This window comes from Streptococcus equinus, from assembly GCF_900104225.1.
GTDB lineage: Bacteria > Bacillota > Bacilli > Lactobacillales > Streptococcaceae > Streptococcus > Streptococcus equinus_D.
In genome coordinates this window covers 193,279-204,866 of record NZ_FNJK01000002.1, presented here as the reverse complement: position 1 = coordinate 204,866, position 11,588 = coordinate 193,279, and the positions used below count along the sequence as shown (strand labels likewise).

11 protein-coding genes are annotated in these 11,588 nt (G+C 39.2%); all 11 read right to left on the bottom strand.

Annotated elements, in window-relative coordinates; translation table 11 throughout:
* Positions 1 to 7: 7 nt before the first annotated feature.
* Complete coding sequence (pheT, locus tag BLP98_RS03785; protein ID WP_074481990.1) at positions 8 to 2,413, bottom strand: phenylalanine--tRNA ligase subunit beta; 2,406 nt, start codon at positions 2,411 to 2,413, stop codon at positions 8 to 10.
* A gap of 69 nt (positions 2,414 to 2,482) precedes the next feature.
* On the bottom strand, positions 2,483 to 3,007 hold the full coding sequence (locus BLP98_RS03780; protein WP_074481989.1) for a GNAT family N-acetyltransferase: 525 nt from the start codon (positions 3,005 to 3,007) through the stop codon (positions 2,483 to 2,485).
* A 34-nt stretch (positions 3,008 to 3,041) separates the two neighbouring features.
* On the bottom strand, positions 3,042 to 4,085 hold the full coding sequence (pheS, locus tag BLP98_RS03775; RefSeq protein ID WP_014334511.1) for a phenylalanine--tRNA ligase subunit alpha: 1,044 nt from the start codon (positions 4,083 to 4,085) through the stop codon (positions 3,042 to 3,044).
* Between the two features lie 291 nt (positions 4,086 to 4,376).
* Positions 4,377 to 5,243: a DNA/RNA non-specific endonuclease gene (locus BLP98_RS03770; RefSeq protein ID WP_074481988.1), complete on the bottom strand. Its 867-nt coding sequence runs from the start codon at positions 5,241 to 5,243 to the stop codon at positions 4,377 to 4,379.
* Positions 5,244 to 5,363: 120 nt separating this feature from the next.
* Positions 5,364 to 5,552, bottom strand: coding sequence for a DNA-directed RNA polymerase subunit beta (locus BLP98_RS03765; protein ID WP_074481987.1), 189 nt, complete (start codon positions 5,550 to 5,552; stop codon positions 5,364 to 5,366).
* A 2-nt stretch (positions 5,553 to 5,554) separates the two neighbouring features.
* Positions 5,555 to 6,829, bottom strand: a complete 1,275-nt coding sequence (gene murA, locus BLP98_RS03760; RefSeq protein ID WP_281402429.1) for a UDP-N-acetylglucosamine 1-carboxyvinyltransferase — start codon at positions 6,827 to 6,829, stop codon at positions 5,555 to 5,557.
* A 61-nt stretch (positions 6,830 to 6,890) separates the two neighbouring features.
* Positions 6,891 to 7,127 (bottom strand): DUF1146 family protein, encoded by a 237-nt coding sequence (locus tag BLP98_RS03755; RefSeq protein ID WP_074481985.1) that lies wholly within the window; start codon positions 7,125 to 7,127, stop codon positions 6,891 to 6,893.
* A gap of 144 nt (positions 7,128 to 7,271) precedes the next feature.
* Complete coding sequence (locus BLP98_RS03750) at positions 7,272 to 7,688, bottom strand: F0F1 ATP synthase subunit epsilon (RefSeq protein ID WP_074481984.1); 417 nt, start codon at positions 7,686 to 7,688, stop codon at positions 7,272 to 7,274.
* Between the two features lie 12 nt (positions 7,689 to 7,700).
* A complete protein-coding gene (atpD, locus tag BLP98_RS03745) occupies positions 7,701 to 9,107 on the bottom strand; it encodes a F0F1 ATP synthase subunit beta (protein WP_039697146.1) in 1,407 nt (468 codons plus the stop codon).
* 67 nt (positions 9,108 to 9,174) lie between these two features.
* Complete coding sequence (locus tag BLP98_RS03740; protein ID WP_074481983.1) at positions 9,175 to 10,053, bottom strand: F0F1 ATP synthase subunit gamma; 879 nt, start codon at positions 10,051 to 10,053, stop codon at positions 9,175 to 9,177.
* Between the two features lie 14 nt (positions 10,054 to 10,067).
* The gene (gene atpA, locus BLP98_RS03735) at positions 10,068 to 11,573 is read right to left on the bottom strand and encodes a F0F1 ATP synthase subunit alpha (RefSeq protein WP_074481982.1); all 1,506 of its coding nucleotides are present in this window, start codon (positions 11,571 to 11,573) and stop codon (positions 10,068 to 10,070) included.
* Positions 11,574 to 11,588 lie beyond the last annotated feature (15 nt).

The window sequence follows — 11,588 nt, the reverse complement described above, 5'->3', positions numbered from 1 at the left end:
CTACTGATTAACGAACTTCTGCTCCAAGTTGTTCAACAAGGACTTTAGTGATTTTATCCATGTATTTTGTAACTTCTTCATCTGTCAAGTTATCATTTGGATTTTGGAATGTTAAGCTGTATGCCATTGATTTCATTCCTTCAGCAATGTTTGCACCAGCATACACGTCAAAGAGTTTGATGTCTGTTAAACGTTTCACTTTAGCTGATTCGATTGCAGTGACAATATCTTTATGAGTAGTTGCTTTTGGCAATAGCAAAGCAATATCACGAGAAACTGCTGGGAATTTAGTAATTTCTACGAATGCTTTATCAGCTTGAAGAGCAGCTTCGATAACATCCAAGTTCAATTCAGCAACATAAGTTTCTGGAACATTGTAGTTTTTAGCAGTTTGTGGGTGAACTTGACCAACAAAACCAACTAATTGACCGTCCAAGTAAATACTTGCTGTGCGACCTGGGTGCATGCTTTCAAGACCTTTTTCGGCAACATAATCAACTGTCAAATCAAGTTTATTAAAGATTGCTTCAACGATACCTTTAGCATAGAAGAAATCAACTGGAATTGCTTTTGTTTGGAAATCTTTTTCAGCTACCAAACCAGAAATAGCAAAGGCAAATGTGCTAACTTCATTTGGTAGATCTTCTTTTGGATTACCTTTTTGTTCAAAGACTTTACCAATTTCGTAGATTGCCATGTTACTGTTTTTACGAGCAACGTTATAAGCAATCGTATCAAGCATACCAGAAACAACGTTTTGACGAAGAACTGAACGTTCTACTGACATTGGCCACATCAATTCAGTCAAGTTGCTTGGTTGCAATGTGAATTCAGTTGCTTTTTCAGGTGTTGTCAAAGCGTATGATACGATTTCAGTCAATCCAGCACCTTCAGCGATAGAACGCATTTTACGACGTAATTTTTGTGTTGCTGTCAATTCACCTGCAGTACCAGCAGCTTCTGGAAGTGTTGTTGGAAGGTTTTCGTAACCGTAAATACGAGCAATTTCTTCAACCAAGTCAGCTTGGATAGCAATATCCCAACGACGACGTGGTACTGAAACTGTGAATTTATCAGCATTTCCTGACAATCCAAAGCCAAGTTTAGCAAAGACATCTTCAATATCAGCATATGTCAATTCAGTTCCCAAGCGAACGTTAACATAATCAAGGGTTGTTGAAACTTCAACATCATCAGTTGGAACTGAACCAGCTTCAACACGACCTGAAAGAACATCACCTTCAGCTAATTCTGTAAGCATTGCAGCTGCAAAATCAAGAGCTTCATCAACCGTTGCATAGTTAATACCTTTTTCAAAACGAGCTGAGCTTTCTGAACGAAGGTTCAAACGTGCTCCAGTACGACGGATTGAAGTTCCATCAAAGACAGCAGCTTCAAGAACAACATTTTTAGAGTTGTTATCAATTTCAGTGTCTTGTCCACCCATCACACCAGCAAGAGCAACTGGTTTGTCAGCAACTGTGATAACAAGATCTTCTTCTGTTAATTCACGTTCTTCACCGTCAAGTGTAACCAATTTTTCACCAGCACGCGCATTGCGAGCGACGATTTTATTGTCTTCAAATTTATTCAAATCAAAAGCATGCATTGGTTGACCGAAGTACAATAGCACGTAGTTTGTCACGTCGACAACATTGTTGATTGGACGAATACCAGCGTTCATCAAAAGGTTTTGCAACCATTGTGGACTTGGTTTAACAGTCACGTTTTCAACGACACGTGCTTTGTAAGTCAAGACTTTGTCAGACTCGATAGCAACATCGATAACGTCTTTTGCAGCTTTAGAAACTTCTTTAAGTTCTTTTTCTGGGAAGTGAACTTCTTTTCCGTAGATAGCAGCTACTTCATGTGCAACCCCACGCATTGAAAGGGCATCTGCACGGTTTGGTGTGATTGACAACTCAACAATTTCATCATCCAAATCAAGGTATGGGAAAATGCTGTCACCTGGTTTAGCATCTTCTGGCAAGATTTGAATACCGTCTGAAAATTCTTTTGGAATGATTGATTCTGGCAAACCAAGTTCTTGGAGTGAGCAAATCATACCAAGTGATTCCATACCACGGATTTTACCTTTTTTGATTTTGTAGTTATCAGCAATACGTGCACCTGGTACAGCTACGATAACTTTGATACCTGCAGTAACGTTTGGAGCACCACAAACGATTTGGCGCAATTCATCATCACCAGTATCTACTTGGCAAAGGTGCAAATGAGTTTCTGGAACATCTTCACAAGAAACAACGTGACCAACAACCAATTTTGTCAATCCTTCAGATGGTGATGAAACTCCTTCAACCTCAATCCCTGTTGTTGACATTTTTTCAGAAAGCTCATGTGTTGTTACATCAACATCAACAAGCTCTTTTAACCATTTATAACTTACTAACATAATATGTGTTAAAAGCTTTTCGCAGTCAAAATACGTTTGACAGGTAAGCTTCTTTATCCCTTTCTACTCTTATTCTTTTAAGGCTTTTCGCATAAGCCAATCTGTGTCTACTTTATCGCCAACTTTAAATGAGTGCTCTGAAAATTTTTCAAAGCCGTATTTACGGTAGAAACCTTGAGCTTTGACATTGCCTTCCCAGACACCTAACCAAGCCCAATCAAATCCGCCTGCCTTAGCCATATCAAGCGCCAGCTCAAATAATTTCTTGCCTAATCCGAGCCCTTGACACTCGCTAAGAATATAGATGCGTTGAATTTCAAAAGCATTATCAAGTTTGTGTTCTGTCTGTGCAGCGCCCCAATTGACCTTCAAAAAACCAACCTCACGCCCATCAACTAAGACAAATCGAACATCAGATTCTGAATCTGTAACTTCTTTTTCAAGTTGCTCTAAAGTGTAATTGTCATTGAAAAACTGTTGAAGTTCTTCTTCGGTATTATCAAAAGCAAAGGTTTCACGAAAAGTCTGGATACTAAGTTCTCGTAAGATTGCTAATTTATCCAAAGTGACTTTTTCAACTTTTATTTCTGACATATCTTTTCTCCAAGCGTTTTTCATTAATCAGTTATTATTTAAATTGATCTGAGAAACGGACATCGCCTTGATAGAAGCCACGGATATCATTGATACCATAACGAAGCATTGCAATACGTTCTTGACCAAGACCAAAAGCAAAGCCAGAATATTTTTCTGAGTCAACGCCAGACATTTCCAAGACGCGTGGGTGTACCATACCGGCACCAAGGATTTCAATCCAACCAGTTTTCTTACATACGTTACATCCTTTACCACCGCATTTGAAGCATGAAACGTCAACTTCTACTGATGGTTCAGTGAATGGGAAGTATGATGGACGAAGACGGATTTTACGATCTTCACCAAACATTTTCTTGATAATCATTTCAAGCGTTCCTTTTAGGTCACCCATAGAAATGTTTTCACCAACAACAAGACCTTCAATTTGGTGGAATTGGTGGCTGTGAGTAGCATCATCAGTATCACGACGGAAAACACGTCCTGGTGAGATCATTTTCAAAGGACCTTTAGAAAAGTCGTGTTTATCAAGAGTACGTGCTTGTACTGGACTTGTGTGAGTACGAAGCAAGATTTCTTCAGTAATGTAGAAAGTATCTTGCATATCACGTGCTGGGTGATCTTTTGGCAAGTTCATACGTTCAAAGTTGTAATAGTCAGATTCAACTTCATAACCATCAACAACTTGGAATCCCATACCAAGGAAAATATCTTCAATTTCTTCACTTGTTTGTGTCAAAACATGACGGTTACCAAGGTTGACTTGACGTCCTGGAAGAGTGACATCCAAGCTTTCTGATTCCAATTGTGCTTTGATTTTAGCAGCTTCAACAATTTTAGCTTGTTCTTCGAAAGCTTTTGTCAAAACATCACGCACTTCGTTAACTTGTTTTCCGACAACTGGACGCATTTCTTTAGAAAGATCTTTCAAACCTTTCAACAATTCTGTCAATGATCCTTTTTTACCAAGAACTTGCACACGTAATTCTTGAAGTTCTTTTGCATTGTTTCCACGCATTTCAGCTAATTTAGCTTGCGTAGATGATTTCAATTCCTCTAACTGCGCTTGTAAATCCATTAAAATTCCTTCCTTGGGTAAACCCCTAATGTTTTTAAACGAAAAAAGCGTGCCACACTCCCATAGCGGAGCGTTGACACGCGGTACCATCCGTTTTTTATCTGACTAGCAGACCTTAATTCATCGTCTTTAACATGAGTGAATTCGCCAAACTTTCATCTAGGAAGCTTCCAGTCACGACTTCCATTCCCTGTTAAACTGCCATAAGGTTACTAGTCTCATAAGACACTATTCAATTTACAACCCATTCTAGCAAATTTTTTGTCATTTGACAAGGTTGAATATCATTGACTAATTCACACTAATCTGACCTGAATAATAATCAATGGTCAAGCCACTTTGCACATTTGGAATAAAGACATTAAACTCTAAACTGCCATCAGATGATTTAGCTTCCAGATGCGTTCCACTTGAGAGAATATTATCACCATCATAGATTAATGTCACACGGTAGCGAACACGTTTATTCTGATCAAGTGCTCTTCTGACAAGACCTTCATAATAGTTTTGACCTGTTGAATCTTCTGAACTCGCTTCATTTGCCCAAGCTGTTTGTGTGGCTACATTATCAGGGTTACTAGTTGAAGCATCAAAACTTTTTAATCCTCCAACTAGAGCATAGCCAAGCAAATGACCACGATCTACCGCATGACTATATGTCCCTGAAAGATTTTGCACTTGATGCCACCCAGCTGGTGTCCATGAAGTTGAACCATTTCCTGTTTCCTCACGACTTCGATATTGTCGTGTTGACTTGCTTAACAAAGCATTTGCGACGGTCGGAACTGTCTGCCCTTGAACAAGTTTTGTCTTATTATTGGCATAAGGCTTACTTGATACTCTTGCATTCAAAGACGTTTTGTTTCCATTAACTAAATAAGCACCTGCCCCATTCCATTCTAAATTTGAACCAAGCTGAACCTTAACATTATCTGTCAAAACTGTTTCAGCCAATTCTTGACTTGGCGTTGCTTGATTCGAACTAGAATGATTTGATGATACTTTTGTAGCTGATTCGCCTGTAATCATGGAAACCAGCTGATTAACTGGATCACTTGAATCCGATGTTGTCAGCCAACCAGCGCCAATACTAATTAATAAAACGATTAAAGAAATAAATGATTTCGTCTGTTTAGACAGTTTTGATTTCTTAGCCATAAAATCCTTTCACCAAAAAAGTGGAACATCGTACTTTATCAAAATCATAAAGTCGATTATCCCACTTCGATATTCACACACCTTCAAAGGTGCCATAAAGCTGCTCTAAAATACTATATCTTATTGCCCTGTAAACTTACCAATAATGGATTGCCATTTATCAAGCGATAAAATAGAAAGTGGATTTTTACCGTCACCAATGACGCCATATCCTACCATCAACCCAACTGCTAAGAATAAACAAGCCAAAAGAGCAACCACTAGAACTAATCCTAATTGTTTTGCTACGTATTTCCAGCCACTTGTCATTTTTACGCCTCACTTACACGTTTAATATTTGCTCCGAGTTTAGCTAATTTTTCATGGAATTTGTAGTAACCACGATCAAGGTGATTCAAACGACCAACTGTTGTTGTTCCTTTAGCAACCATCCCTGTTAAAATTAAAGCTGCACTAGCGCGAAGGTCTGTAGACATTACAGGCGCACCTTGCAATTCATAACCACCGTGAATCATTGCAGTATCACGCATAATTTCTGATTGCAATCCCATACGACGCATTTCTTCCAAATGTTGGAAACGATTCTCAAAAACAGTTTCAATCATTGTTGACTCACCATTAACAACTGCCATCAAAGCTGTAAATTGAGCTTGCATATCCGTAGGGAAACCTGGATGAGGAAGTGTTTTAACCGTTACTGGTTTTAATTTTGCCGTATCAGCAATTACACGAATTCCTTCAGGTTCATCAATAACCGTAACACCCATTTCAATCAATTTAGAAATCAAAGGACGATTGTGTTCCCAGATTGCATCTCTAACAAGAACATTTCCTGATGTCATCGCTGCTGCTACCATAAATGTCCCAGCTTCGATACGGTCTTGAACAACATCGTGTTCAACACCGTGAAGACTATCAACACCAGTAATTGTTAGGGTTTCAGTACCGGCACCTTTAACAATAGCCCCCATCTTATTAAGCAACATTGCCAAATCAACAATTTCTGGTTCACGTGCAACATTTTCAATAACGGTCACACCATCTGCCAAAGTTGCTGCCATCATCAAGTTTTGTGTCGCACCAACTGATGGGAAATCCATATAAATTGTTGTCCCTTTAAGTTTACCATCAACTGTGGCTGTAATATCACCACCAGCTTGTGTGATTTTTGCCCCCATAGCTTCCAAACCTTTAAGGTGAAGGTCGATTGGACGACTTCCAATAGTGCAACCACCAGGCATTGAAACTTTGGCATGACCTTTACGTGCTAAAATTGGTCCTAAAACAACGATTGAAGCACGCATCTTGCTAACATATTCATATGGGGCAATATCCAAAATATCTCCAGAAGCATCAACTTCAATAGTATTGTTAGCTTCATCAAAATCGACTTGAATATCTAAACCACGGACAACATTATTCATCGTAAAGACATCTGAAAGGATTGGAACATTTGTTAAAACTGTTTTTCCTTCCTTCGGTAAAATTGTCGCTGCAAGAAGAGGAAGAACCGCATTCTTAGCTCCTTCAATGATTACTTCTCCTTCTAGGCGTGTATTACCGCCTTCAATAATAATTTTATCCAAAATGAACTCCATTCTTATATTATAATATCAAAATTATATCATAGTTTATCAATTATTGCTTTTATTGAAAACCAAAGAAAAAACTCTGACTTACAGTAATAATTTCTAAAATAAAATGGCTGACCATGTAACCAATCGCAATACTCAATAAAAGAATAAATACTTTAAGTCGACCAATATTTTCAGGTGTGTTCTTAATAAGTTTTGACCAATCAAATAACTGACGGAGTATTTGATGCGTCATTGCAATAAAAACAAGATGACTAATTAAAGTCACTGAACTATTTAAAATTTCCATAAAACTATTATATCAGATTTCATTTTTGACAACAAAAAAGTTCACAAGTCTAAAACTTCTTCAGCAAACTATCATCAAAAAAACATCAAAATAACTAGTTGCAAAAACAAAAAAGCCTGAGATAAAATCTCAGACTTTTTATGTTTATTTGTTACCAACACTGATACGGTTCAAAGCACGACGAAGTGCAACTTGTGCACGACGTACTTCGTCGATATCGTGAGTACTTTGAGCTTGTTCCAATTTACGTTCTGCACGAAGTTTAGCACGTTCTGCACGGCTAACATCGATATCGCGTTCACGTTCTGCAGAATCTGCAACAATTGTCACAAGATTATCTTTAATCTCAATAATACCACCGTTGATAGCTACCCAGTCCACGTGATTGTCATCATCTGTACGACGAATTTTCATTTCGTGAACTGTTAGCGGAGCAATGAGGTTAATGTGTTCTGGCAAAATCCCCATCTCACCATCCGGTGTTTTTACTGAAATAAAATTAGCATGGTGATCATAGCGAATACCATCTGGTGTTACTACCTGAACAGTCATAAATGTCATGGTATCACCTCATTAGTAATTCATTTTCTTAGCTTTTTCAACTACATCCTCGATTGGACCTACGTTACGGAAAGCATCTTCTGGAAGATCATCATATTTACCTTCCAAGATTTCTTTAAAGCCACGAACAGTTTCAGCAACTGGTACGTATGAACCAGGCATACCTGTAAATTGTTCAGCAACGTTGAAGTTTTGTGACAAGAAGAATTGGATACGACGAGCACGTCCAACCAATGTTTTTTCTTCGTCTGACAATTCATCCATACCAAGGATGGCAATAATATCTTGCAATTCACGGTAACGTTGAAGAACACGTTGAACTTCTGTTGCTACTTCGTAGTGTTCTTGACCAACAATTTCTGGTGCAAGGGCACGTGAACTTGAAGCAAGAGGGTCAACGGCTGGGTAGATACCCATTTGAGTCAACTTACGTTCAAGGTTAGTTGTTGAATCCAAGTGAGCGAATGCTGTTGCTGGCGCTGGGTCAGTATAGTCATCGGCTGGCACATAGATGGCTTGGATTGATGTAACAGAACCTTTTTTAGTTGATGTGATACGTTCTTGCAATTGACCCATTTCAGTTGCCAATGTTGGTTGGTAACCAACGGCTGATGGCATACGACCAAGAAGGGCTGATACTTCAGAACCTGCTTGAGTGAAACGGAAGATGTTATCGATGAAGAGAAGCACGTCTTGTCCTTCAACATCACGGAAGTATTCAGCGATAGTCAAACCAGTAAGGGCAACACGCATACGTGCTCCAGGTGGTTCATTCATTTGACCGAAGACCATGGCTGTTTTTTCGATAACGCCGGATTCTTTCATTTCCCAGTAAAGGTCATTACCTTCACGTGTACGTTCCCCAACACCGGTAAATACTGAGATACCACCGTGTTCTTGGGCAATGTTGTGAATCAATTCTTGGATAAGAACGGTTTTACCAACACCGGCACCACCGAATAGTCCGACTTTACCACCTTTTAGGTAAGGGGCAAGAAGGTCAATAACTTTGATACCTGTTTCAAGGATTTCTGATGATGTTGATAATTCATCAAAAGCTGGTGCTTTTTTGTGAATTGGTTCGCGTGGTGCATCTTCTGCAAATGGTTCGTCAAGGTCAATTGTATCCCCGAGAACGTTAAACACACGACCCAAAGTTTCTTTACCAACTGGTACACTGATTGGACGACCAGTATCAAAAACTTCTAATCCACGTGTAAGCCCATCAGTTGATTCCATAGCGATAGTACGTACAAGACCGTCTCCAAGTTCAAGAGCAACTTCGAGCACGATTTTTTGAGATTTATCGCCATCTTTATAAACAATCAATGCATTATTAATCTCAGGTAGTTTATCACCAGCAGCAAACGCAACGTCGACAACTGGACCTACAACCTGAGCAATTTTGCCTGAGCTCATGTTTTTCTCCTTTTAGATTTTTTAGGGAGTCTCTCCCTTTTTTATGAGGCTAAAAAGCACTCACATTTTATTCTAGTGCGTTAGCACCTGCTACAATTTCTGTGATTTCTTGTGTAATAGCAGCTTGACGTGCACGGTTGTACTGAATAGTCAAATCGTTAATAACGTTTTTGGCATTATCAGTGGCTGTTTGCATAGCTGTCATACCAGCGGCATGTTCAGCAGTTTTAGCATCAACAATGGCACCATAAATAAGGCTTTCAGTATATTGTGGCAAGAGTTGTTCTAAAATCATTTCACGATTTGGTTCCAATTCAAATCCACTTACACCTTCTTCTGCTGCTTCATCAGCATCCAATTCAGCAATTGGAAGCATTTGTTGCACACGAACTTGACTAGTCAAGCTGTTCACGTGGTGATTGTAACATACATATAATTCATCGAACAATTCGTTTTTATACATCTCAACAGATTTTGCGATGATATTTCCAACTTGTTCAAATGATGGCTGATCTTCCAAACCACGCAATTCAAAGACAACGTTCATTCCACGAGCTTTAAAGAAATCAGCACCAATACCACCAATGGCAATGATGGCATAACTATCGTCCTTAGCATGATATTCTTCAATAAGATCCATCATTGCTTTAAGGATTTTTGAGTTATAACCGCCAACAAGTCCTTTATCAGATGTGATTACAATATAACCAGTCTTTTTAACAGGACGAGCGGCTAACATTGGATTTTTAGAACCATTAACAAGTTCTGATTTCAATAAGTCAGTTGTGATTTGACGAATTTTTGAAGCGTAAACTTGGAAATCTTTTGCTGCTTGCTCAGATTTAGTCAATTTTGCAGCTGATACCATTTGCATGGCACCAGTAATATGACTTGTTTTCTGAGTTGAAATAATTTTCCCTTTGATTTCACTAAGAGAGCCTGCCATATGCTACCTCCCTCTTATTTGAATTCTGACTGATCTTTAAAGGCTTGAATAGCTGCATCTAAGACAGATTCTTCTGGTAAATCTTTGGTTGTACGGATAGTTTCAAAGATTGATTCGTAGTGTGCATCAAAGTAATCATACAAAGCTTCTTCGAATGCTAGGATGTCATTTACTGGCACATCATCCAAGAAACCATGAGTAAGTGCGTAAAGAATTACAACTTGTTTTTCAACAGGAAGTGGTTTGTGAACAGGTTGTTTAAGCACTTCAACTGTACGACGTCCACGGTTAAGTTTAGCTTGAGTTGCGGCATCCAAGTCAGAACCAAATTGAGTGAAGGCTTCAAGTTCACGGTAAGAAGCCAAGTCAAGACGAAGTGTACCAGCAACTTTCTTCATTGCTTTGATTTGTGCTGAACCACCAACACGTGATACTGAAGAACCAGCATCGATTGCAGGACGAATACCTGAGTTGAAAAGATTTTCTTGCAAGAAGATTTGTCCGTCAGTGATTGAGATTACGTTAGTTGCGATGTAAGCTGAGATATCACCAGCTTGTGTTTCGATAAACGGAAGGGCTGTAATTGAACCACCACCAAGAGCATCAGAAACTTTCGCAGAACGTTCAAGCAAGCGGCTGTGAAGATAGAAGACATCACCTGGGTAAGCTTCACGTCCTGGTGGACGACGAAGAAGAAGTGACAGTTCACGGTAAGCTACCGCTTGTTTTGATAGATCATCATAAACAATCAAGACATGTTTTCCGTTGTACATGAATTCTTCAGCCATTGCAACACCAGCATATGGAGCGATGTAAAGTAATGGAGAAGGTTGTGAAGCTGAGGCTGTCACAACGATTGTGTAATCAAGGGCACCGTATTTACGAAGTGTTTCAACTTGTGTACGAACAGTTGATTCTTTTTGACCAATCGCAACATAGATACAAATCATATCTTGTCCTTTTTGGTTCAAAATTGCGTCAATCGCAACAGATGTTTTACCTGTTTGACGGTCACCAATGATCAATTCACGTTGACCACGTCCAATTGGAACCAAAGCGTCAATCGCTTTAAGACCTGTTTGGAGTGGTTCAGAAACTGATTTACGTTGCATAACGCCAGGCGCAGGTGTTTCAACTGGACGTGTAGCAGTTGTCTTGATTTCACCAAGACCATCTACTGGTTGACCAAGTGGGTTAACAACACGACCGATAAGAGCTTCACCTACTGGCACTTCCATGATTTTACCAGTACGTTTAACTTCATCACCTTCACGAATTGTAGAGAAGTCTCCAAGAATGATGATACCAACGTCATTTGACTCAAGGTTTTGAGCCATACCGAAAGCACCATTTGAAAATTCAAGAAGTTCTCCACTCATGGCATTATCAAGACCACGAGCACGAGCGATACCATCACCGATATAAGTGACAACACCAGTTTCTGTGACGTCAAAATTTGGCTGGAAGTTTTCAATTTGCTTTTTAATTAAAGCGCTAATTTCTTGTGCATTAATTGCCAAAAGTCACACCACTTT